Source organism: Frigoribacterium endophyticum, assembly GCF_011759585.1.
In the GTDB taxonomy this organism is placed as follows: Bacteria; Actinomycetota; Actinomycetes; order Actinomycetales; family Microbacteriaceae; genus Frigoribacterium; species Frigoribacterium endophyticum.
On the sequence record NZ_JAAOYV010000002.1, the window covers coordinates 409019 to 430387 of the forward strand.

A 21369-nucleotide genomic window follows, 5' to 3' on the forward strand; every position below is an offset into this window, starting at 1 on the left:
AGGAGCTTAGGCTAGCCTTCCCTGAGTTCGACTCCGAGCGCCGCGCCCCCACCCCAGCGGGCCCGCCGGAGCGACTCCCCCGCACCCTGCACCGCACCCCCTCTCCCCTGCCCCGCCCCCGACTCCGAGGACCCCATGCGCACCCCCCTGAAGCTCGCCGCCCTCCTGGCCGCCGCCGCCGTCGCCCTGACCGGCTGCGCGGCCGGCAGCGCCTCCGACGACGCGACCGCCACCTCCTCCGCCGCCCCGGCCGCCGACTCCTTCCCCGTCAGCGTCGACACGAAGTTCGGCGAGGTGACCGTCGACCAGCAGCCCGAGCGCGTCGTCGCGCTCGGCTGGGGCGACGCCGAGACGGCGCTCGCGCTCGGCGTGCAGCCGGTCGGCGCCTCCGACTGGCTGGCGTTCGGCGACGACGTCGACGGCGTGGGCCCGTGGGCCCAGGGCCTCTACGACCAGTCGCCGGAGATCATCGGCACGCTCGACCCCTCCTACGAGGCGATCGCCGCGCTGCAGCCCGACCTCATCCTCGACACGAAGTCGTCGGGCGACCAGGACCGCTACGACCGCCTGTCGGGCATCGCCCCGACGATCGGCGTGCCCGAGGGCGGCGACAGCTACCTGACCACCTTCGAGCAGCAGATGGACCTCGTCTCGACGGCCCTCGGGCAGTCCGCGAAGGGCGACGAGCTCGTCGCGCAGAGCGAGGCCGAGGTCGAGGCCGCCGCCGAGGCGCACCCCGAGTGGAAGGGCCTCACCGTGACGGCCGCCACCAAGACCAGCGAGGGCTGGGGCGCCTACGTCGCCGGCTCGGAGCGCGTCAGCCTGCTCGAGTCGCTCGGCTTCGAGCAGAACCCGGAGGTCGCCGCCCTCGACGCGAACTCGGGCGGCTTCTCGGTGAGCATCTCGTCGGAGAACCTCGACGTGATCGACGCCGACGTGATCGTCGCCTTCCCGATCTACATCGACACCGCGCAGATCACCGACGACCCGCAGTGGCAGGCCCTGCCGGCCGTCGAGGCCGGGCACGACGTCGTCATCGACGGCGACGTCTCGTCGGCGTACTCGCTCGGCACCTCGCTCTCGCGCAGCTACGCCCTCGACGCCCTCGTGCCGCTGCTCGAGACGGCGACGAAGAGCTGACCGGGAGCGACCCCGTGAGCCCGACCGACGCCTCCCCCGCCCGCTCCCCGCGCCCGGTGCGCGCGCAGCACGTCTTCGTCGTCGAGCGCACCGAGCGCCTGACGCCGCACCTCGTGCGCGTGCACCTCGGCGGCGACGCCTTCGACGGCTTCGTCGAGGCCGGCGCCGCTCAGCTCGCCGAGAGCGACCGCTACGTCAAGCTGCTGCTCGCCCGCCCCGGGCTCGGGCTGCAGCCGCCGTTCGACCTCGAGCGGCTGCGCGACGAGCTCGCCCCCGACGACCTGCCCGTGCGCCGCACGTACACGGTGCGCTCGGTCGACCACGACGCCCGCACGATCGCCGTCGACTTCGTCGTGCACGGCGACGAGGGCGTGGCCGGCCCGTGGGCCGTCGCGGCCCGGCCCGGCGACCGGCTGCAGATGTCGAGCCCGGGCGGCGGCTGGTCGCCCTCCTCCGACCCCGCGGTGCCGAACCTGCTGCTCGCCGACGACTCCGCCGTGCCCGCCGTCGCGTCGGCCCTCGAGGCGATGGGCCCCGACGCCCGGGGCCTCGCGCTCGTCGAGGTCGCGGGCCCCGACGACGAGGTCGCCCTGACCCCGCCCGCCGGGCTCGAGCTGCGCTGGCTGCACCGCGGCGAGGGCGCACCCGGCAGCGCGCTCCTCGCCGCCCTCGGGGCCCTCGAGCCGCCGGTCGGCCCGGTCACCGTCTTCGCCCACGGCGAGCGCGGGGCCGTGAAGGAGGCGCGGGTCGTGCTCCACGACCGCTGGGGCCTCGATCGGGCGTCGCTGTCGATCAGCGCCTACTGGGCGCTCGGTCGCGTCGAGGACGCCTTCCAGGCCGAGAAGCGCGAGCCGGTCGGCGCGATCTTCGCCGACTGACGCGGCGCGGCGCCGCCGCCGACGTCGCGTCATCGAGGCGACGCGTCCTGGGCCCTCGCCGTCGACGAGGGCCCGGGACGGGTCACCTCGACGGCCCCGGTAGCCTGTCCCGGTGAGGTTCTGCAGCAGGTGGGTCGTGCGTGGCCAGTGGCACGAGGTCTGCCTCTACGAGGACTTCTTCCTGTACCGCACCCGCCCGGCCGACAGCACCGCGCCTGCGGAGGAGCACCGCGTCGAGAACGGCGACATCGCCGACATCGGGGTCGACCGCGAGGGGCCGCTCTGGGGCATCACGCTCACGGTGACGAGCGGGGAGTCGCGCACGGTGCCGTGCCCGGCGACGATCGCCGCGCCGCTGCTGCTGCGCTGGCACACCCGCGACTGAGACCCCCCGGCGCTACGCGGCGCCCACCAGCAGCTCGCCGGGCTCGGCCCCCTCGGCGCCGAACTCGATGCGCCGGTTCGCGACCTTCTCGCTGAAGAACCGGTCGTGGCTGACGACGACGACCGCCCCGGGGAAGTGCACGAGGGCCCGCTCCATCACCTGCGTGCTGGCCATGTCGAGGTGGTTCGTCGGCTCGTCGAGCAGCAGCACGGAGGCGCCGGAGAGCAGGCACTGCGCCATCGCCACGCGGGCGCGCTGGCCGCCGGAGAGCGCGCCGATGCGCTGCTGGAGGTCGGCCTCGGAGAACTGGAACATGGCCAGGAAGCGCGCGACCGACTTCCGGGTGGCCTTCAGGGCCAGGCTGTCGGGCATCGCGTTGACCGAGTGCGTCACCGTGTCGGCGTCGTCGAGCTCGGCGAGCACCTGGTTGTACGAGACGACCTTGGCGCCGCCGGCCCAGTCGACCCGGCCGCGGTCGGCCGCCTCGGTGCCCTCGAGCACCCGCAGCAGCGTGCTCTTGCCGCTGCCGTTCGAGCCCACGACGACGATGCGGTTGCCCCTGCGCACCTCGAAGCCGAGGTCGTCGAAGAGCGTCTTCTCGCCGTAGGCCTTGCCGAGCCCCTCGACGCGGCAGAGCACGTCCTTCACGTGCAGCCCGCCGTAGATCTCGGTGATGATCTGGTCGACGGGCCGAGGGGTGCGCTGCTTCTTGATCTTGGCGAGGTCCTTCGTGAGGCCGCCCGCGCCTCCCTGCTTCTGCGCCTTCGCGGCCTTGACGGCCTCGCGACGGTCGCTGATGCCCTCGGCCTCGAAGGCGAGCAGCTCGTTCTCGTGCGCGAACTGCTGCTCGAGGGTCTTCAGCCGGAACTGCTTCTGCACGACGTACTCGGCGAAGGCGCCGGGGTACTCGTGCAGGTGGAAGTTCTCGACCTCGACGATGCGGGTGACGACCGCGTCGAGGAACTGCCGGTCGTGCGAGACGACGATCGCGGCGCCGCGGAAGTCGCGGAACCACTGCTCGAGCCACTCGACGCCGGCCACGTCGAGGAAGTTCGTCGGCTCGTCGAGCAGCAGCACGTCGGGCGCCTCGAGGACGATCTTCGCGAGGGCCGCGCGGTTGCGCCAGCCGCCGCTCAGGGCGTCGATCGGGCTGGTGCGGTGCGCCGCGTCGAAGCCGAGCACGGTGAGGGCGGTGTCGACGTGACGGCGATACTCCCAGCCGTCGAGCCGGTCCATCTCGGCGAAGAGCTCGGACTGCCGCTCGATCAGGCGCGTCAGCTCGTCGCCCTGGTCGGGGTCGACGGCGACGACCGCGATCGCGGCGTCGATCTCGGCGAGCTCGGCCTCCATGGCGCGGACGTCGTCGAAGAGGCCCTCGAGCACCTCGGTGACGGTGGCGGTGCCGTCGAGCTCGCTGAACTGCGAGAAGTAGCCGAGCCGCAGGCCGTCGTCGACGGTGACCGTGCCCTCGTCGGGCTGCACCTGGTCGAGGGCGAGCTTCAGCAGGGTCGACTTGCCCGAGCCGTTGCGCCCGATCAGGCCGACGCGGTCGCCGGGCTCGAGGCGGAAGAAGGCCTCGCGCAGCACCGGCCGCTGCTCGTAGCGCACGGTGACGTCGTTCAGGCGGATGAGGCTCATGCCCACCAGTCTCGCAGCCTGCGTCGGAACACTGGACCGGGCCGGGGCGTTGCACCCCCCGGAGCCGTGCGCACCACTCCGGGTGCGTCCCCGCTCCGAACTGGAGGCACCATGACCACCGAAGACCACGACCACGCACCCACCCCCGACGCCCTCGCCCGCCTGACGCCCGAGCAGCGCCGCGTCACCCAGGGCGGCGGCACGGAGCCCGCGTTCCGCAACGAGTTCTGGGACTCCCACGAGGCGGGCATCTACGTCGACGTGGTCAGCGGCCAGCCGCTCTTCGCCTCCGTCGACAAGTTCGACAGCCGCACCGGCTGGCCGAGCTTCACCCGGCCGATCGACGCCGAGAACGTCGTCGAGCGCCGCGAGGGCATGTTCTTCGCGCGCCGCACCGAGGTCAGCTCGGCGGGCGCCGGCAGCCACCTCGGCCACGTCTTCCCCGACGGCCCCACCGCGACGGGCGGCCTCCGCTACTGCATCAACTCGGCGGCCCTCCGCTTCGTCCCCCTCACCGCACTCGAGACCGAAGGATACGGTTCGTACATGACGCTCTTCTCCCCTGAGTCCACCCCCGCCCCCAGCGGAACGACCGAGACCGCGATCCTCGCGGGCGGCTGCTTCTGGGGCGCGCAGCAGCTGCTCCGCCGCCGACCGGGCATCGTCTCGACCCGTGTCGGCTACTCCGGCGGCCACGTCGCGAACGCGACGTACCGCAACCACGGCGGCCACGCCGAGGCCGTGGAGATCGTGTTCGACCCGGGCGTGACCTCGTACCGCGAGGTGCTCGAGTTCTTCTTCCAGATCCACGACCCGTCGACGAAGGACCGCCAGGGCAACGACATCGGCGACTCGTACCGCTCGGCGATCTTCTACACCTCCGACGAGCAGCGCGAGACCGCCCTCGACACCATCGCCGACGTCGACGCGTCGGGTCTCTGGCCCGGCAAGGTCGTCACCGAGGTCACCGCCGCCGGCGACTTCTGGGAGGCCGAGGAGGAGCACCAGGACTACCTCGAGAAGCTCCCCAACGGCTACACCTGCCACTTCGTGCGACCCGGCTGGGTGCTGCCGAAGCGCGAGCAGGCCGTCAGCGCGAGCTGAGCCCGGGCCCCGCGGTGCGGGGCCGCAGGTCTGCGGGAGGCGCGGTGCCGGTCGTGCCGGCACCGCGCCTCCCGTGCGTCCGGGGCCCGTCAGAGGAAGTCGGGCGCGGGCGAGCGCGGCGGCCGGCGCAGCGTGGCCACGACCCGCTCGACGAGCGGCACCGTCCACACGACGTTGGCGGCGATGCCCTCGTTCGGCTCGTCGTCGGGCTGGTGCAGGCGGTGCAGGTCGTTGAACGTCACGAACGCGCTCGGCACCCCCGCGTGCAGGAACGACGCGTCGTCGGTGCCGCTCGTCGCGGGGAACCTCGTCACGAGCTCGAGCCCCGGCCGCGTCTCCGCCGCGTGGTCGAGCACTGCCTGGCGGAACGCCGTCGAGAACGCCTCGGGTGACGCGAACGCCTCGAGGAACGACCCCCGGCCGAGCCCGTCGACGTTGACGACGAAGTCGAGCGCGTCGAGCTCGTCGGCCGACGCCTGTGCCACGTGGTGCCGCGAGCCGCCGAGGTGCCACTCCTCGGCCGTGAAGAACACCAGGCGCACCGACCGCTCCGGCGGCGCGGCCGCCCAGCGCTCGGCGAGGTGCAGCAGGGCGACGGTGCCGCTGCCGTTGTCGTACGCGCCGACCGTGTTGAAGAAGCTGTCGTAGTGGGCGCAGACGAGCACCCGCCCCTCGCCGGTGCCCGGCAGGTCGACGACGAGGTTGTCGCTGACGGCGGCGTCGACGGGGCCGCTGTCGACCTCGAGCTCGACCTCGACCCGGCGCCCGTCGCCGAGCCACTCGGTGAGCTGCAGGCCGTCGAGGCGGCCGATCGCCACGTGCGCCACCTCGCGGTCGGAGCCCGCCGGCAGGGGCTGTGGGGCGGCGGGGCCGCCGTCGCGGGCGTGCAGGTAGCCGAGCACGAGCCCGGCGTCGTCGCGCACGACGAACTTCTGCCAGACCATCGAGTCGCCCCACAGGCCCTGCGGGCCGACGGCCTCGACCGTGCCGGTCACCGCCCCCGCCGTCGCCCCCGACCACAGCATGGGCCAGGCCGGCAGGAGGCGCGGGACGGGAGCGAGGACGCCCACGCGGTGCACCGTGCCGGGCTGCCACCCCGGCAGCGAGACCGCCTCGCGGGCGACGGGCAGGCCGACCGCGGCGAGCCGGCCCTCGAGCCAGTCGGCGGCGGCGGCGATGCCGGCGGTGCCGTGGAACCGCGGGCCGTGGGCGACGAGGGCCTCGAGGTCGGCCAGCGCGGTCGCCACGAGGTCGGGGTCGGCGGGCGTGGGGGCGGGGGCGTCGGGGGTCACGGGGTGGTCCTCTCGTCGGGAGCGGGCGCGGGAGCTGGGGCCGGGGCCGGGGCCGGGGCGGGCGTCGAGCACGCCGCGGCGACGGCGGCGGCCGGCACGCCGACCAGCATCTCGACGACGAGGGCGACGTCGTCGGGGGCTCCGCGGAACCACCAGCTGGCGAAGGTGTCGGTGACCGCCTCGGGGGCGGGGCCGACGACGGGGGTGCCCCGCGCCTCCACCTCGGCGAAGCCGCCGAGGCCGCCGTCGTCGTCGTAGAGGTGCAGGCCGTCGCCGCGCACGCCGGGCGACGCGTCGGGCTCCTCCGAGTACTCGGCGGAGGGGTCGACGGGGCTCGACCGGACGAAGGCCAGCGCGCGCCCGTCGGGCAGGGCCCGCACGTGCGCGACCCGGCCGGTGACCTGGGGCGCGGCGACGCCGATCTTGAAGCGGGCGTCGCCGGGCAGCGCGACGGCCACGCCGCCGACCACCTCCGTGAGCAGCTCGCCGACCGGCTCGTAGTAGTCCGTGACCTGCACGCCCGGGGTGGCGGCGACGAAGGCCGTGCCGCCGCCCGGCACCTGGTCGAGCAGCCACGACTCGGCCTCCTGCCGGCCCTCCGAGGTGAACCGCAGCCGCACCTCCGTCCGGTACCCGGCGTAGTCGACGGCGTCGACCCGGCGACGGTCGTCGGCGCGGAGCCGGAGGTGGCGGAGGGGGTGCGCGGCCGCCGAGACCCGCAGGCGGAGGTCGGCGGTGGCGGCCCCCTCCGGCGGCGTGTGCGCGTGCAGGGTCGCCGTGCGCCGCAGCTCGGCGACGCCGTCGACGAGGTCGAGCTCGTGCTCGCCGGGGTCGAGCGAGGGCGGCATCGCGTAGCTGCCCCAGTAGTCGTCGCGGTCGGCGATCATGTACGCGATCTCGGGGCCGACCCACACGCGGTCGCCGCCGACGTTCCAGGCGCCGCTCGCCACGAGCGCGCGGAGGGCGTCGACGTCGCCGAACTCCGGCGGCAGCCAGTTGGCCGGGGCGCCGCCGTCGAAGAACGGGCCGTAGACGCGCCCGCCCCAGCTCGAGACGACGACGTGGGCGCCGGGGCCCACCTCGAGCCGGTGCGCCGGCACGTCGGCCGCGGCGAGGTGGCGCTCGACGAGGTCGAGGTCGAGGACGGCGAGGAGGCGCGGGTCGGCGGGGCCGGTCACGACGCCGCCCCCGCCCCGACGAGGGGGCTCGCGTGGAACTCGTCCTCCGCGGCGAGCATGGCCCGGAACCACCCGTCGAGCTCGTCGTCGGTGACCGGCGCGGGCAAGGTGTCGACGACCTCGGCGAGGAAGGCCACCTGGGCCCGGAAGCCCGGGGTCACGTGCAGGTCGATCCACTCCTGGACGTCGTCGGGCCGGTCGACGGGCGTCGCCGCCGCCACGGAGCACCACCGCAGGTAGAGGGTCTCGGCGGCGAGCAGGCTCGTGACCACGGCGGGGTACCCGCCCGTGACGAGCACGCGCTCGACCTGCTGCCGGAGGGCCGCGGCCCGGTCGAGCACGACGTCGAGGTCGCCCTCGACCGGCCACCGCGCGGCGAGCGCCGCGAAGTACGCCGACTGCGGCCCGACCAGGTCGGCGACGGCCGCGGCGTGCCGCTCGGCCAGTTCCCACTCGGGCTGCTGCCAGAGGCACCACCCCGCCACCCGCGCCGCGGTGCGCACGAAGTCCCGCTCGACCACGAGGTAGCGGGCGAAGACCTCGCCGGCCACCGTGCCGTCGGCGAGCTGCGTCAGCAGCGGCACGGCCGCCGAGGCGTCGAGGGCGTCGGCGCAGCGCGCCACGAGGGCGTCGGCGCGCGAGGGCCGCGCCCGGTCGACGGGCCGCCCGGGCAGCCCGGGCCGCCCGGCCGTCACCGGCTGGTCAGCCACGAGACGAGCCCCTGGAAGACCCGGGCGTAGCCGGGCCACTCCTCGCAGAACGCCGGGGGCGCCCAGTGCGGCGAGCAGTCGCTCGTGAAGACGGCGGTGCGCCCCTCGCCGGCCTCGCCCACGACGACCAGCGGGTCACCGCCGACGCGGGCGAGCTCGACGGCGCCGGGCTTCACGACCGTGCGGTTGTAGCCGAGCAGGGCCGGCCACTCCCCCTCGGCGCCGCCGAGCGCCGGGTGCGCGGCGTCGACGACGGTCGCGACGACCCCCGCCGGGCGCTCCACGCGGTCGTCGCCGACGAGCAGCTCGACCGGCAGCACGGCCTCGATCTCGGTGCGGGCGAAGCCCGCGCGGCCCTGCCAGCCCGAGAACGACAGGTACCCGCCGATCATCAGCAGCGCGCCTCCGGCCCGCACCCAGCTCGCGAGCTCCTGCACGCGGTCGCGGCCGGGCACGCTGTGCTCGAAGACGCCGGGCGAGAGCTGCAGCGAGTTGACGCCGATGTCGGAGAGCACGACGACGTCGTACTCGCCGAGCTGCTCGGGGGTCTCGGGGAACTGCGTCGAGACGAGGTGGGCGGGCAGGTGCACGACCTCGTGCCCCCCGGCCTCGAGGGCCGTGCGCAGCTGCGCGACGCCCTCGGTGTACGAGTGGGCGGTGAACTCGTCGACGCCCTTGGTGTGGGTCGTCGCGGTGATCCAGCTCTCGCCGGCGATCAGGATGCGGGACATGGTGGTGCCTTTCTGGTGGAGACGGAGACAGCGAGGAGGCGCGGTGCCGGTCAGCCGGCCGCGGCCGCGCTCTCGAAGAGGTCGCGCACGTTGCGCGTGCCGAGGCCCGCGACGACGTCGGGGTCGACGCCCGCGTCGCGCAGCCGGTCGAGGAAGACCGCGGGCACGTACGACAGGCCGTTGCCGCCGTGGCGGCGGAGCATGCTCTTGAGGAAGAGGTCGTGGCTGACCAGCAGCCGGCGGCCGAACCCGGCGTCGACGAGCCGGCCGACGGCCGCGACCGTCTCGGTCGGCGAGGGCGACTGGCCCTCCCCCGGCAGCGAGAAGCGGTAGGGCATGCCGACCATGTCGAACTCGAGCCAGACGCCGCGCTCGGCGAGGCTGCGCTGGTAGTCGGGGTCGCCGCCCGACGGGTCCATGTGGCAGAGCACGACGGCCGTGGGGTCGACGCCCTCGTCGCGGAGGACGACGTCGAGCACGCGCCCGCCGTGGCGGACGAAGCCGGGCAGGTGCACGAACATCGGCAGGCCGGTCTCGCGCTGCAGCCGGCACGCGGCGCGCAGCGAGCGCTCCTCGCGGGCGGTGAAGCCGGGCGAGACGCCGATCTCGCCGATCACGCCCGAGCGGGGCGTGCCCGTCTCGGCGGGGTCGGCGCGGTACTGCTCGACGAGGCGAGCCGCGAGGGCGTCGACCGGGTCGGAGGCGGTGGCCCCGGGGTGGAAGCGCTCCAGGTACCAGCCGCCGCCGGTGACGACGCCGACGCCGCTCCTCCTCGAGATCTCGGCGAGGCGGCGCGGGTCGCGCCCCTGGCCGTCGCTCGTGAGCTCGATGACGGTGCCGCCGCCGAGCCCGCGGAAGGCGACCAGCTCGTCGACCGCGTCGTCGTCGCTGTCGAGCACGCAGTTGTCGCGGCAGGCGAGCGGGCGGTCGCGCAGCAGCCAGGCGATGTCGGGCGTCACGGGCACGTCGAACAGCTCGGGGAACTGCGGGTCGGGCTCGAGCCCGCCCTCCTCGATGCTGTTGATCAGGTGCTCGTGCGGCAGCACGTATCCGAGGGAGTCGCTCGCCACCGGGCCGAGGACGGTCTGCACGTCGACCACCGCCGTCGGCTCGGTGCCGAACCCGCCGACGCGGCTCACTGGGTCACCCGGCGGCGCAGCAGCTCGGTCATCGAGCCGCCCCGGAGGTTGATCCAGATCACGATGATCAGGAGGCTGCCCGTGACGATCGGCACGAGGTAGGGGCTCAGGCCGAGCAGGGTCAGGCCGTTGGTGATGACGCCGGTCAGCACGGCGCCGATGGCGGTGCCGATCACGCTGCCCTTGCCGCCGAGCAGGTTCGTGCCGCCGATCACGACGGCGGTGATGACCGTCATGGCGAAGTCGACGCCGGAGTTGGCGTCGCCCGAGCCGAGGCGGGCGGCGGTGATGACGCCGGCCGCGCCCGCGGCGGTGCCGGTGAGCACGAGGGCCATCATCTTGACGAAGCGCGTGTCGACGCCGGCCCGGCGCACCGACTCCTCGTTCGAGCCGATGCCGGTGACGTACTGGCCGAAGCGCATCCGCTGCAGGGCGACGATGCCGACGACGACCGCGACGAGCGCGAGCCACGCCGGGTAGCCGATGCCGAGCAGGCGGCCCTGCCCGATCTGCGCGAAGACGAGGCCCGACCCGATGGCGATCGAGTAGCCCTTCGTCATCAGCAGCGCGATGCCGCGCACGATCGACATCGTCGCGAGCGTCACGATGAACGACGGGATGCCCTGGTAGCTCGAGAACCACCCGTTCACCGCGCCGCAGGCCGCGCCGACGGCGAGGCAGATGACGACGACGAGCATCGACTGCATGCCGGTGCGCAGCAGCGTCGCCCCGACGACCGAGACGAGCGCGAGCGTCGAGCCGACGGAGAGGTCGATCATGCCCGCGGTGATGACGAAGGTCATCGCGACGGCCACGATCGCGGCCGGGGCGACCTGCACGGCGACGTTCCGGAGGTTGGTGCCGGTGAGGAAGGTCGGCGTGCCGATCGAGAACCCGATGATGACGACGAGGGTCACGACGAGCATCAGCAGCGTCGACTTGTTGACGCGCTGCAGCGCCTCCCAGCGGCGCTGGCGCTCGGCGGCGGCGGGCGGGGCGGGCGGGGCGGTCTTCGAGGTCGCGGCGGTCATGCGGCGGCGCTCCCTTCTCGCGTGATCATGCCGACCAGCGACTCGATGGTGAGGTCGTCGATGCGGGCGTCGTCGACGCTGCGGCCCTCGTACATGACGGTGATGCGGTCGCAGACGCGGAAGAGGTCCTGCAGGCGGTGGGTGATGAGGATCACGCCGACGCCGCGGGCGGCGACCTCCTTCACGAGCCGGAGCACCGACTCCACCTCGGTCACCGCGAGGGCGGCGGTGGGCTCGTCGAGGATGAGGATGTCGGGGTCGACCGAGGCCGCCCGCGCGATGGCGACCGACTGGCGCTGGCCGCCGGAGAGCTGCGAGATCAGCTGGTGGGTCGAGGTGACCCGCACGCCGAACTCCTTCAGCACGCCGGCTGCCTCGTCGTGCATGCGCCCCGTGCGGAGGAAGGGCCCGACCCGCGGCTCGCGGCCGAGGAAGAGGTTGGCGGCCACGTTGAGGCTGTCGCAGAGCGCGAGGTCCTGGTAGACGATGCCGATGTCGCGGGCCTGGGCGTCCGAGGGCGACTGGAACCGCGCCTCCTCGCCCTTGATGCGGATCGTGCCGCCGTCGTGCTGCACCGAGCCGGCCAGCACCTTCATCAGGGTCGACTTGCCCGCGCCGTTGTCGCCGACGAGGCCGAGCACCTCGCCGCGCGCGAGCGTCAGGTCGACGCCGCGCAGCACGTCGACGGCGCCGTACGACTTGCGGATGCCGCTCAGCTCGACGAGCGGAGCCGAGGAGTCGGGGGCCGGGTGCGCCGACGCCTCACGGGTCGCGCCGGGTCGGGTGGTGTCGCTCATCAGCCCTCCAGGTAGTACGAGAAGTCGGCCAGGTTGTCGGGCGTGACGATCGTGATCGGCACGTCGATCGTGCTCGGCACGTCGGCGGTGCCGCAGGCGAGGTTCAGGGCCGCCTTCGCCGCCTCCTGGCCGAAGCCGAAGGTGTCCTGCTGGATGACGTCGGTCACGTAGCCGGCGTTGAGGCCCTCGACGGCGCTGGCCGAGAGGTCCCAGCCGACGATGGTCACGCGGTCCTGCGCGCCCTGGCTCTTGACGGCCGCGACGGCGCCGTTCAGCGCGGGCTCCCCGGTCGCGTAGATGTACTCCAGGTCGGGGCTGCCGGTGAGCAGGTTCTCGGCCGCGGTCTGGGCGTCCTCGTTGACGTTGTGGCCGTCGACGACGGTGCCGATCGTCATGCCGCCGGCCTCGACCGCGTCGGTGAAGCCGTCCTGGCGCTGGATCTGGATGGCGCTGTTCAGCGCCCCGACAACCCCGATCTCGCCCTCGCCGCCGGTGCGCTCGAGGAAGGCCTCGCCGAGCTGGGCGCCGCCCTCGACGTTGGCGGTGCCGACGTAGGCGTCGATCGCGGTCGTGTCGTCGACCGAGCCGTCGGCCGCGACGACCGGGATGCCCGCGGCCTTCGCGGCCTTGAGCGCCGGCACGAGGGCCGTGGCGTCGACCGGGTCGACGATGATCGCGTCGACGCCCGAGGCGACGAGGTTCTCGACCGCGGTGACCTGCGTGGCGCTGTCGTTGTCGCCGCTGACGATCTGCAGGTCGGCGCCCGCGGCGTCGGCGACGTCCTGCACGCCCTGGTTCATCTGCGTGAAGAAGGCGGTCTGCTCGTTGATGTCGACCATGCCGAGCTGGAAGGCGCCGCCGTCGTCGGGCGTGCACGCCGTCGGCACGTCGGTGGGCGTGGGGCGCGCGGCCGAGGCGCCGGAGCCGGAGCTGGAGCCGCCGGACGCGGAGCCGGTGGAGGCGGCGGAGTCGCAGCCGGCGAGGGCGCCGACGACGAGGACGCCGAGCGCGAGGGCGGCGACGGAGGAGCGGGTCGAGACCATGGGAGAGCCTTCCTGGGGTGGATGCAGGTGACGTGCGGGAGCGGTGCGGGCGGGGTGCCCGAGGGGCGGGTCCGGCGGGCCGGTCGTGTCGGCAATCGATTTCCCTGGTGGGGTGCACCTAGAGTGCCGCTCTCGTGTTACGGCTGTCAACGCCCCCGTGTTTCCGATGTGTAAATCCCCACACCGGGGGGCAAACGGTTGCCGACCGTGGCCGGGCTACGATGATCGGACCGCCCACGGCGCACCGCGCCGGGCCCGGTCAGAGGAGTCCATGAACGCCGTCACCCTCTCCGACGTCGCCGCGCACGCCGGCGTCTCGCCCGCGACCGTCTCGCGGGTGCTCTCGGCGTCCCGGCCCGTCGGCCGCGAGGTCGAGGCCCGGGTGCGGCGGGCCGCGGAGGAGCTCGGCTACGCCGGCAACGGCATCGCCCGCGCGCTCCGCACCCGGCGCACCGACACCGTCGGCATGGTCGTGCCGAGCATCCTCAACCCGTTCTTCACGGCGCTCGTCGACAGCATGGAGAACGCGCTGCACGCCGAGGGCAAGCACCTCTTCCTCTGCGACTCCCGGCACAGCGCCGCCGTCGAGGCCGAGCACCTGCGGTCGCTCATCGAGCGCCACGTCGACGGCATCGTGGTCAGCCCCGTGCACGACGCCGACAGCGCCCCGGCGGTCGAGCGGTCGGCCCGCTCGGTGCCGCTCGTCCAGCTCGACCGCCGGGTCGACGTGCCGGGCACCGACTGGATCGGCCTCGACGACATCGAGGCCATGAAGCTCGTGCTGACCCACCTGGCGGCCACCGGCGTGCGGAGCGCCGCGTTCGTGACGTCCGAGCTGACCAACTCGTCGACCTCGCTGCGCCTCGAGGGGTTCCGTCGCTGGACGGCGGCCCTCGGCATCCGCGTCGTCGCCGACGGCGTCGTGCTCGGCGACTTCGCCGTCGACAGCGGAGACGCGGCCGGCCGTCGGCTGCTCGACTCCGACGACCGGCCCGACGCGGTCGTCTGCGCCGACGACCTCATCGCGATCGGCGTGCTGCGGGCCGCGAGGGACCGCGGCGTGGCGGTGCCGGGCGAACTGCAGGTGACGGGCATCGACGACATCGTCTTCGCGTCGTACGTCACGCCGGCCCTCACCACCCTGGCCCAGCCCACCGACCGGATGGCGGCGGAGGCCCTCCGCCTCCTCTCGCGGCGCGCCGACGCGCCCCGCGGCGAGGGCGGCGGCGCGCGCGTGTCGTTCGCGCCGCGGCTCGTGGTGCGGCAGAGCACCGCCGAGGTGCCGGGGGCGGGGCCGGCCTAGGGGGTCGGGGCCGGGGCCGGGGCCGGGGCCGGCCTAGCGGGTCGGGGTCGGGGCCGGGGCCGGCCTAGCGGGTCGGGGTCGGGTCGAGGTCGGCCTGGTGGCTCGGCTCCCCGGGCGCCGCGTCGCCGCGGGCCCAGGCCGTGCCCGCCGCGACGAAGCTCGCCACGCTCTCGTGCACGGCCGCCGTCGGCACCGACTCGTCGACGGAGTGCACGGCCGTCGGGTCGCCCGGGCCCCAGACCACCACGGGCACGTCGCTCGGCAGGGCGCGCACGAGCACGCTGGCGTCAGTGAAGTACGCGGCCGGCCGCTCGGCGACGGGGGCCCCGAGGCCGGCGAGCCAGGGGTGGTCGCGACGCGTCCAGACCGCGCCGAGGTCGAGGTCGACCGTGACGTCGGTCACCTCGGGCTGCGACCGCCACCACGCGACGATCGCGGAGACGTCGGTCGATACGACGCGGTGGTCGACGCGGACGGAGCACTGGTCGGGCACGATGTTCGGCACCGAGCCGCCCGAGACGACGCCGACGTTGACGCTCTCGCGGCCGAGCTCGGCGTGGTCGCGGAGCGGCAGCCCGTCGAGCCGGCCGAGCACGGCGACCATGTCGAGGACGGCGTTGTGGCCGCGCTCGGGGGTGCTGCCGTGCGCCGCGACGCCCGCCGTCGACACGGTCAGCCAGAGCGCGCCGCGGTGGCCGAGCACGACCTCGCCGGCGGTCGACTCCGGCACGACGACGGCCCCGACGGCCCGCCCCTCGAGCAGGGCCACGAGGGCGGGCGCCCCGAGGCAGCCGACCTCCTCGCCGGTGGTCACGGCCAGCGCCACGGCGGCCCCGTCACGGAGCAGCCGCCGCACGGCGACGACGGCCGCCGCGAGCCCCGACTTCATGTCGGAGCTGCCGCGGCCCACGAGCCGATCGCCGACCTCGGTCAGCGTGAAGGGCGGCGAGGACCACGCGGAGGCGCGGGTCGCCGGCACGACGTCGGCGTGCGCCGCGAAGACGAGCAGCGGGGCCCCGGGCGGGAGCGCGGCGGGGGCGACGAGGAGCGCCGTCGCGCGACCGTCGGGGTCGTGGGCCCACTCGACCCGCGCCTCCGGCACGACCTCGGGCCCCGCCCCGCCGGGGCCTGCCGCGTGGGCCCGCGTGCCGTCGAACTCGGCGGCCACGCGCCGGAGCACCTCGGCCTCGCCCGGCGAACCGGTGGTCGAGTCGATCGCGACGAGGTCACGGAGCAGGGCCAGGACGTCGGGGGCGGGCTGCGTCATCGGGTCAGCGTAGCGAGCACCGTCGAGGCGACCCGTCCCGGGCCCCCGCCGGCGGCCGGGAGCCCAGGACGGGGCACCTCGTCGAGCGCGGCCGCGCAGCGACCGCCGCCGCACCTGGTAAGCAGGGGGGCATGCCCCTCGACGTCGCCGCCCTCCGCTCCGCCTTCCCCTCGCTCCGCTCGGGCATCGCCCACTTCGACGGCCCGGGGGGCACCCAGACCCCGCTCGTCGTCGGCGAGGCCATCGCCCGCGCCATGACCGGTCCCACGTCGATCCGCGGCACGAGCACCCTCGGCGAGCGCAACAGCGAGGCCACGGTCCAGGCGTTCCGTGCCGCCTACGGCGACCTGCTCGGCGTGCCGGCCCGCGGCGTCGTCCACGGCCGGAGCGCGACGCAGCTCACCTACGACTTCTCGCGCCACCTGTCGGCCGGCTGGGGCCCGGGCGACGAGGTCGTCGTCTGCCGGCTCGACCACGACTCGAACGTCCGGCCCTGGGTGCAGGCCGCCGAGGCCGTCGGCGCGACGGTCCGCTGGATCGAGTTCGACCCCGCCACCGGCGAGCTCGACCACGCCTCGGCCGCCGTCGCGATCACCGACCGCACCCGCGTCGTGGCCCTGACCGCCGCCTCCAACCTGCTCGGCACGCAGCCCGCCGTCCGGGCGATCGCCGACCGCGCGCACGCCGCGGGCGCGCTCGTCTGGGTCGACGCCGTGCACTTCGCGGCGCACGAGGTCGTCGACCGCGAGGCCCTCGGCGCGGACTTCGTCGTCTGCTCGCCCTACAAGTTCTACGGGCCGCACTGCGGCGTGCTCGGTGCCGACCCCGAGCTGCTGGAGGGCCTCAGGCCCGCGAAGCTCCTGGCGTCGACCGACGTGGTGCCCGAGCGGTACGAGTTCGGCACCCTGCCCTACGAGCAGCTCGCCGGGGCCACGGCCGCCGTCGACTTCCTCGCCGCGATCGCCCCGGGCGACGCCACGACCCGCCGCGAGGCGATCGTGGCGTCGATGCGGGCCTGCCACGAGCACGAGGGCGAGCTGCGCGCCCGGCTGGAGGCGCGCCTCCTCGCCGTCCCCGGCCTGACGCTGCACTCGCGGGCGGCGCGGCGCACGCCGACCCTCTACGTCACGATCGCCGGGCGCCGCATGCGCGAGCTGTCGGCGCACCTCGCGACGCGCGACGTGCTGGCGCCGTCGGGGCACTTCTACGCGATCGAGGCCTGGCGCGCGATGGGCCTCGACGACGAGACCACCGGGCTGCGGATCGGGCTCGCGGCCTACACGGACGACACCGACGTCGACCGGCTGCTCGCCGGCATCGAGGAGTTCGTCGCGGCCTGACGCTACTCACGCCCGCCGCGCCTGTCCAGGCCGGTGGGCGGGCGTGTTCGACACCGACGGGCCGTCGTGCACGCCCGGCCGTGTCGGACTCGCCCGCCCGACGAAGAGCGGGAGGCGAGTAGCGCGACGGCCGTCAGCGCGAGGCGACTCCCCCGGGCGGGCGACGGGTCGGGGCCGCGGCGGCGCGGCGCTTGTCGACGACGGCGGTCACGGCCGAGCCGAGCAGCAGGACGAGGATGCCCAGGGTGACGACGGCGGCCCCCAGGACGATGAGCGCGATGATGAACGTTTCCACCCCCCGATCCTGACGGAGTCGCGGGCGCCGCGGCAAGGACCCGCGGCGGATGCCCAGGCCGACCGGCCCCTCAGGGCCCGCAGGCCGAGGTGGCCGACAGGCTGAGCCCCTCCGCCGTCCCGCGGATGGTCGCGCCGGCGACGCCCGACGCCCCGCTCCCCTGCGTCGCCCAGATGTCGAGGCCGAGCGCCCGGTCGACCGGGCGCAGGCCCTGGTCGGTCCAGCTCGCCGTGACGGCGTCGAAGGGAACCTGGGCGTCGTCGACGTGGAGGAACACCGGCGCGACGACCCAGCCCCGCACGCGGACCCGCAGCGAGCCCTCGCACTGCTCGCGGCCGTCGACGGCGACGACCGCCTCGACGCCGGTGAGCGCGACCGAGGCGTCCAGGAACGCCCGCACCGCCGCCTCCTCCTCCGTCAGGTCGACGGCCTGCAGCTCGGCCTCGGTCAGCGGCGCGGGAGGGGCGTCGGGCGTGATCCGCGGGACGGTGGGCGGCGGAGGCGACCCGAGCGGGAGGCCCAGCCAGCCGTCCACGTCGCGGTCGACGCCGGCCACGCCCGGCGGGGAGACGGTGAAGCCGGTGCGGTCGCGGGTGCCGGCGTCGGCCTCCTCGTCGGTGGTCGCGGCGAGCTCGTCGGCGACCGACACGACCTCACGGGTCTCGACCCAGAGCGTCGGGCCGACGGGCCCGGCCACGGGGTCGGCGACGGAGAGGCTCAGCGACGTGAGACGACCCGCCGCCAGCTGGGCGTCGAGACGGTCGAGCAGAGCCGGCCCGGGGCTCGTCCGCCCCACCCCCAGGTACGCGGAACCGCGGGTCAGGCTGGTGCGCAGCCCGTCCACCAGCGGCCGTACCGCGTCGACCGAGGCGCGGAGGCTCGCGGAGGCGGCGACCGTGACCTGGGCGGAGGACCGGTCGACGACGACCGACTCGACCTCCGGCACGCGTCGGAGCTCGTCGGCGAGGGTGACGGAGGCGGCGTCCAGGACGTCGAGGGTGGCGGCCGAGGTGCCCTCGCCCGCGGGCAGGTGCAGGTCGAGCACGAGCGCCGCCCGCGTCACGCCCCCGAACGCGGCGCCGTCGAGGTCGTCGGCGAGGTCGATGTCCGGCCCGTCGGCCGTCACGGCGACCCTGGCGATCCAGTGGTGGGGGTCGTCCTTGGCGTCGACCTGCGAGAGGTCGGTCTCGACGCCGGCGACGCCGTCCACCGCGCGGAGACGGTCGGCGAGGGCGGCGAGCGACTCCTCCGAGCCCTCCGGCGGCGGCACGAGCAGCAGCGAGCAGGCGCTCAGCGAGGCTGCGACGAGGGCCACGCCGACGGCCCCGGCGAGGGCGCGGCGAGCACGACGGAGGCGGGGCAGCGGCATCGCCTCAGCCTAGGAAGACGCGGGCCGCCCCTCGTCGCCCGGGAGGAGGACGGGCGTCCCCCTCCCGGTGGAGCGTCGGGCTCAGCCCCGCCAGAACTCCCGCACGGCGTCGAGCACGGCCTCGGCCTGGCGCCGCCCCGCCTCGGCCGCGGGGCCGCGGGTCGCGCCGGAGAGGGAGTTCGCGCCGAACGCCGCGAGCGCCGCGTCGTCGGCCTGGATCACCATGACCTCGCGACCGGCCGCCTGCCGCGCCGCGACGACGCCCGGCAGGGTCGGCCCGAGCGGCGACTGCGCCAGCTCGGGGCCGCACGACAGCACGAGCACGCGCTCGGCGGCGTCCGCGACGTCGGCGTTGGTGCCGGAACGCACGCCGCCGTCCATCGTCGGGCGGCCGTCGACCTCGACGGTCGGCCAGACCAGCGGCACCGAGCAGCTGGCCGCGACGGCCACGTGCAGGGCGACGCCGGAGTCGCGGGTCAGCACCCGGAACTCGCCGTCGGTCGCGTCGACGGTGCAGACCGCCAGGTCGCCCGCGGGCCACGGGGTGTCAGCACCGAGCCGCTCGCGCATGGTCGTCACCAGCTCGGGCTCGTCGCCGGTGACGGGCACCTGCCGGGCGAGCGCGCCCAGGCGGGCCCGCGCCTCCTCGGGGCTGGTGGCGCCGGCGACGGCCTGGCCGACGCGGTCCAGGAAGTCGCCGCCGTCGAGGGCGGCCTCGGGGGTCGCGCCGGCCGGCAGCAGCTGCTCGCGGTAGGCGTCGGCGACGCCGCCCAGGCGGAGCGTCGTGCCGACGACCGAGCCGGCGGAGGTGCCGACGACGAGGTCGGCGTCGGCGAGGGGCACGCCGGCCTCGAGCAGGCGGGCGAGCACGCCGACCTCCCACGCGATGCCGGTGATGCCGCCGCCGCCGAGGACGAGGGCGGTGCGGGGGGTCGAGGGTGCGGTGTCGGTCACGGGGCTCCTCCAGACGATGACGGGGTCGCCGTCACGTTACGACCCCCGGCCGAGGAGCGCTCCCAGCGAACGCGACCGGGCGACCCCGAGACGGCCCCGGGTGCACCGGAGGGGGCCGGGCCACCCGAGGCCCGACCCCCTCCGGGCCTGTCAGCGCCCTGCGGGGCGCTGCTGACGAACCCCCCGAAGGGCCGTCAGACCGTCACCTCGTCCCGCAGGTCGGAGGCGAGGGCGACCGTGCGGGACTGCGCCGGGCGACCCAGCGCCCGGAACTCCCAGCCCTTCGCACGGTAGTCGTCGGCGTCGAGGGCGTGGCGCCCGTCGACGACGCGTCGGTGGCGCACGAGCTGCGCCAGGTCGTCGGGGTCGGCGTCGCGGAAGACCTGCCACTCGGTGAGCAGGGCGACGGCGTCGGCGTCGACGACGCAGGCCATCATGCTCGACGCGTAGGTGAGGTCCGGGTAGAGGCGGTGCGCGTTCTCGTTCGCCTCGGGGTCGTAGACCGTGACGGTCGCCCCCTCGAGGTAGAGCATGCGCGCCACGTCGAGCGCCGGGGCGTCGCGGACGTCGTCCGAGTTGGGCTTGAACGCGGCGCCGAGGCAGGCGATGCGCTTGCCGGCGAGGTCGCCACCGACCATCTCGCGGATGAGGTCGACCGTGCGCACGCGGCGACGGTTGTTGATGCTGTCGACCTCCTTGAGGAAGGAGACCGCCTGGCCCACTCCGAGCTCGTCGGCGCGGTGCGCGAAGGCGCGGATGTCCTTCGGCAGGCAGCCGCCGCCGAAGCCGAGGCCCGGCTTGAGGAAGCGGCCGCCGATGCGGGAGTCGTACGAGAGCGACTGCGCGAGCAGGTTGACGTCGGCGCCCGTGGTCTCGCAGACCTCGGCCATCGCGTTGATGAACGAGATCTTCGTGGCGAGGAACGAGTTCGCGGCGACCTTGACGAGCTCGGAGGTCGCGAGGTCGGCGACGACCAGGGGCGTGCCCTCCTCGAGCACGGGCGCGAAGGCCGCGGAGAGCTGGCGCTCGGCCCACTCCGACTGCACGCCGAAGACGAGGCGGTCGGGGTGCATGGTGTCCTGCACGGCGAAGCCCTCGCGGAGGAACTCGGGGTTCCAGGCGAGCTCGAGCTCGGCGCCGAGCGGCGAGAGCGACTGCACGAGCTCGGTGAGGCGGCTCGCGGTGCCGATCGGCACCGTCGACTTGCCGACGAGGAGCGCCTTGCGGGTGATGCGCTTGGCGAGCTCGCCGAAGGCCGAGTCGACGTAGCGCATGTCCGCGGCCATCGAGCCGGGCGTCTGCGGGGTGCCGACGCAGATGAAGTGCACGTCGCCGAACTCGGCGGCGGCGTCGAAGTCGGTCGTGAAGGTGAGGCGGCCGCTGTCGAGCGCCTCGCGGAGCTTCTCGGGCAGGCCGGGCTCGTAGAACGGCACGGTGCCGGCGGCGAGGGCCTCGACCTTGGCGACGTCGACGTCGACGCCCATGACCTCGTAGCCGAGGACGGCCATGCAGATGGCGTGGGTGGCGCCGAGGTAGCCGGTGCCGACGACGGTCAGGCGGGGCTTCTCGACGATGGGCAGCGGGGCGGAGCGGGTGATCGGGTCGGACAAGGGGTGCCTCCAGGCGGGTGTGGGTGAGCGGACCGTGCCGGGCGGTTCAGGTGCCCGGCAGGGTCACAGGAGGACGCCGTCGCCGGGCGTTCAGGGCGCCCGGCGGGGCGCGGTGCTGCGTTTCGGGCGCAGCGGGGGTGCATCGCAGGTGCGGTGCGGGTGGAG

General features: G+C 75.0%; 20 protein-coding genes. 6 read left to right on the forward strand and 14 right to left on the reverse strand.

The window, feature by feature from the left end; genetic code table 11:
• Nucleotides 1-135: 135 nt before the first annotated feature.
• The 3 genes from FHR77_RS09255 (at nt 136) to FHR77_RS09265 (ending at nt 2403) form a co-directional block, all read left to right on the forward strand.
• A complete protein-coding gene (locus tag FHR77_RS09255) occupies nt 136-1140 on the forward strand; it encodes an iron-siderophore ABC transporter substrate-binding protein (protein ID WP_167259805.1) in 1005 nt (334 codons plus the stop codon).
• Nucleotides 1141-1154: 14 nt separating this feature from the next.
• The gene (locus FHR77_RS09260; protein WP_167259807.1) at nt 1155-2018 is read left to right on the forward strand and encodes a siderophore-interacting protein; all 864 of its coding nucleotides are present in this window, start codon (nt 1155-1157) and stop codon (nt 2016-2018) included.
• Nucleotides 2019-2130: 112 nt separating this feature from the next.
• Nucleotides 2131-2403 (forward strand): hypothetical protein, encoded by a 273-nt coding sequence (locus FHR77_RS09265; RefSeq protein ID WP_167259809.1) that lies wholly within the window; start codon nt 2131-2133, stop codon nt 2401-2403.
• A 12-nt stretch (nt 2404-2415) separates the two neighbouring features.
• On the opposite strand, the gene FHR77_RS09270 is transcribed toward FHR77_RS09265, so the two are convergent.
• A complete protein-coding gene (locus FHR77_RS09270) occupies nt 2416-4041 on the reverse strand; it encodes an ABC-F family ATP-binding cassette domain-containing protein (RefSeq protein ID WP_167259811.1) in 1626 nt (541 codons plus the stop codon).
• Nucleotides 4042-4152: 111 nt separating this feature from the next.
• Between FHR77_RS09270 and FHR77_RS09275 the strand changes: the two genes are divergently transcribed.
• Entirely contained in the window at nt 4153-5145 is a 993-nt protein-coding gene (locus FHR77_RS09275; protein ID WP_167259813.1) for a bifunctional methionine sulfoxide reductase B/A protein, read from the forward strand.
• An 89-nt stretch (nt 5146-5234) separates the two neighbouring features.
• Here FHR77_RS09275 and FHR77_RS09280 read toward each other — a convergent pair whose 3' ends face one another.
• Genes FHR77_RS09280 through FHR77_RS09315 form a run of 8 tightly spaced genes read right to left on the reverse strand, consistent with a single transcriptional unit; the run spans nt 5235 to nt 13066 of the window.
• Nucleotides 5235-6437: a M20/M25/M40 family metallo-hydrolase gene (locus tag FHR77_RS09280; protein ID WP_167259815.1), complete on the reverse strand. Its 1203-nt coding sequence runs from the start codon at nt 6435-6437 to the stop codon at nt 5235-5237.
• A complete protein-coding gene (locus FHR77_RS09285) occupies nt 6434-7615 on the reverse strand; it encodes a hypothetical protein (protein ID WP_167259520.1) in 1182 nt (393 codons plus the stop codon). Before FHR77_RS09285 ends, FHR77_RS09280 begins: the two co-directional genes overlap by 4 nt.
• Entirely contained in the window at nt 7612-8325 is a 714-nt protein-coding gene (locus FHR77_RS09290) for a thiaminase II/PqqC family protein (RefSeq protein ID WP_167259817.1), read from the reverse strand. Before FHR77_RS09290 ends, FHR77_RS09285 begins: the two co-directional genes overlap by 4 nt.
• The gene (locus FHR77_RS09295; RefSeq protein WP_167259819.1) at nt 8307-9056 is read right to left on the reverse strand and encodes a glutamine amidotransferase; all 750 of its coding nucleotides are present in this window, start codon (nt 9054-9056) and stop codon (nt 8307-8309) included. The genes FHR77_RS09290 and FHR77_RS09295 overlap by 19 nt, the downstream gene beginning before the upstream one ends.
• A gap of 50 nt (nt 9057-9106) precedes the next feature.
• Nucleotides 9107-10195 carry a phosphotriesterase family protein gene (locus FHR77_RS09300; RefSeq protein ID WP_208380773.1) on the reverse strand — a complete coding sequence of 363 codons (1089 nt, stop codon included), beginning with the start codon at nt 10193-10195 and terminating at the stop codon, nt 9107-9109.
• Nucleotides 10192-11226 (reverse strand): ABC transporter permease, encoded by a 1035-nt coding sequence (locus FHR77_RS09305; RefSeq protein ID WP_167259821.1) that lies wholly within the window; start codon nt 11224-11226, stop codon nt 10192-10194. Before FHR77_RS09305 ends, FHR77_RS09300 begins: the two co-directional genes overlap by 4 nt.
• Nucleotides 11223-12023 (reverse strand): ATP-binding cassette domain-containing protein, encoded by an 801-nt coding sequence (locus FHR77_RS09310; protein WP_167259823.1) that lies wholly within the window; start codon nt 12021-12023, stop codon nt 11223-11225. Before FHR77_RS09310 ends, FHR77_RS09305 begins: the two co-directional genes overlap by 4 nt.
• Nucleotides 12023-13066 (reverse strand): substrate-binding domain-containing protein, encoded by a 1044-nt coding sequence (locus tag FHR77_RS09315; RefSeq protein WP_167259825.1) that lies wholly within the window; start codon nt 13064-13066, stop codon nt 12023-12025. The genes FHR77_RS09310 and FHR77_RS09315 overlap by 1 nt, the downstream gene beginning before the upstream one ends.
• 271 nt (nt 13067-13337) lie before the next feature.
• Between FHR77_RS09315 and FHR77_RS09320 the strand changes: the two genes are divergently transcribed.
• On the forward strand, nt 13338-14369 hold the full coding sequence (locus FHR77_RS09320; protein ID WP_167259826.1) for a LacI family DNA-binding transcriptional regulator: 1032 nt from the start codon (nt 13338-13340) through the stop codon (nt 14367-14369).
• A 64-nt stretch (nt 14370-14433) separates the two neighbouring features.
• On the opposite strand, the gene FHR77_RS09325 is transcribed toward FHR77_RS09320, so the two are convergent.
• Nucleotides 14434-15636: a M20 family metallopeptidase gene (locus FHR77_RS09325; protein WP_167259828.1), complete on the reverse strand. Its 1203-nt coding sequence runs from the start codon at nt 15634-15636 to the stop codon at nt 14434-14436.
• A gap of 131 nt (nt 15637-15767) precedes the next feature.
• On the opposite strand from FHR77_RS09325, the gene FHR77_RS09330 reads away from it, so the two are divergent.
• Nucleotides 15768-16976, forward strand: coding sequence for a cysteine desulfurase-like protein (locus tag FHR77_RS09330; protein WP_167259830.1), 1209 nt, complete (start codon nt 15768-15770; stop codon nt 16974-16976).
• 133 nt (nt 16977-17109) lie between these two features.
• Here the strand turns inward: FHR77_RS09330 and FHR77_RS09335 are convergent, their stop codons facing one another.
• The 4 genes from FHR77_RS09335 to FHR77_RS09350 form a co-directional block, all read right to left on the reverse strand.
• Nucleotides 17110-17271, reverse strand: a complete 162-nt coding sequence (locus FHR77_RS09335) for a hypothetical protein (protein WP_156370064.1) — start codon at nt 17269-17271, stop codon at nt 17110-17112.
• Between the two features lie 70 nt (nt 17272-17341).
• Nucleotides 17342-18640 carry a hypothetical protein gene (locus FHR77_RS09340; RefSeq protein WP_167259832.1) on the reverse strand — a complete coding sequence of 433 codons (1299 nt, stop codon included), beginning with the start codon at nt 18638-18640 and terminating at the stop codon, nt 17342-17344.
• 81 nt (nt 18641-18721) lie between these two features.
• A complete protein-coding gene (locus FHR77_RS09345) occupies nt 18722-19594 on the reverse strand; it encodes a patatin-like phospholipase family protein (RefSeq protein ID WP_167259834.1) in 873 nt (290 codons plus the stop codon).
• Nucleotides 19595-19788: 194 nt separating this feature from the next.
• Nucleotides 19789-21204: a UDP-glucose dehydrogenase family protein gene (locus tag FHR77_RS09350; protein WP_255354163.1), complete on the reverse strand. Its 1416-nt coding sequence runs from the start codon at nt 21202-21204 to the stop codon at nt 19789-19791.
• Nucleotides 21205-21369 lie beyond the last annotated feature (165 nt).

Bases quoted from the DNA above. Each gene is read 5' to 3' on its own strand.
- FHR77_RS09315 (WP_167259825.1), bottom strand. From the start codon at position 13,066: ATGGTCTCGACCCGCTCCTCCGTCGCCGCCCTCGCGCTCGGCGTCCTC.
- FHR77_RS09330 (WP_167259830.1), top strand. From the start codon at position 15,768: ATGCCCCTCGACGTCGCCGCCCTCCGCTCCGCCTTCCCCTCGCTCCGC.
- FHR77_RS09275 (WP_167259813.1), top strand. From the start codon at position 4,153: ATGACCACCGAAGACCACGACCACGCACCCACCCCCGACGCCCTCGCC.
- FHR77_RS09295 (WP_167259819.1), bottom strand. From the start codon at position 9,056: ATGTCCCGCATCCTGATCGCCGGCGAGAGCTGGATCACCGCGACGACC.
- FHR77_RS09340 (WP_167259832.1), bottom strand. From the start codon at position 18,640: ATGCCGCTGCCCCGCCTCCGTCGTGCTCGCCGCGCCCTCGCCGGGGCC.
- FHR77_RS09255 (WP_167259805.1), top strand. From the start codon at position 136: ATGCGCACCCCCCTGAAGCTCGCCGCCCTCCTGGCCGCCGCCGCCGTC.
- FHR77_RS09305 (WP_167259821.1), bottom strand. From the start codon at position 11,226: ATGACCGCCGCGACCTCGAAGACCGCCCCGCCCGCCCCGCCCGCCGCC.
- FHR77_RS09320 (WP_167259826.1), top strand. From the start codon at position 13,338: ATGAACGCCGTCACCCTCTCCGACGTCGCCGCGCACGCCGGCGTCTCG.
- FHR77_RS09270 (WP_167259811.1), bottom strand. From the start codon at position 4,041: ATGAGCCTCATCCGCCTGAACGACGTCACCGTGCGCTACGAGCAGCGG.
- FHR77_RS09325 (WP_167259828.1), bottom strand. From the start codon at position 15,636: ATGACGCAGCCCGCCCCCGACGTCCTGGCCCTGCTCCGTGACCTCGTC.
- FHR77_RS09310 (WP_167259823.1), bottom strand. From the start codon at position 12,023: ATGAGCGACACCACCCGACCCGGCGCGACCCGTGAGGCGTCGGCGCAC.